We start from the raw sequence: 462 nt of genomic DNA, 5'->3' as shown, positions 1-462 counted from the left end.
GTCGCGCCGGTGCTGACCGCCACCACCACCCGGGCGCTGGCGTTCCTCGTCTCCTCCCAGGTCGGCATCGCCACCGGTGAGGTCGAGGCGGCCAACGCCGATGTCACAGCGGCGACCAGGGCGATCGGCGAGTGGGAGAAGGCGAACAAGGTCTCCCAGCCGGACCGGATCTACCAGGCGACGCTGGGCGAGCTGACCAGCCTGCGCCAGCAGCAGCTCTCCATGCAGGCGGTCGGCAACGGCCGTGGCGTCGACGCGGCGACGAGCGCGATCACCGCCGCCCAGAAGAAGCTCGACGAGCTGGGGCCGAAACTCCCCGACTACCAGGCGCTGCTCGCCCAACGGGACGCGGCGACCAACGCGCTGTCCCAGGCGCGGGAGGGGTTGCAGGCGGCGCGGGCGCAGGCCCAGGCCGCCGACCCGAAGCAGGTGACCAGCATCGGCGAGGCGCACGAGGTGAGC

The 462-nt window shown here is 72.7% G+C and carries 1 protein-coding gene; it reads left to right on the top strand.

Features of this window, described 5'->3' with window-relative positions; all coding sequences use genetic code 11:
• Positions 1-462: hypothetical protein (locus tag KBX53_RS35665; protein ID WP_210864108.1), on the top strand; the 462-nt coding region annotated here is incomplete at both ends.

This window comes from Micromonospora sp. M51, from assembly GCF_018070305.1.
GTDB lineage: Bacteria > Actinomycetota > Actinomycetes > Mycobacteriales > Micromonosporaceae > Micromonospora > Micromonospora parva.
The sequence above is the reverse complement of the archived record's forward strand: the minus strand, read 5'-3'. Positions and strand labels throughout refer to the sequence as shown.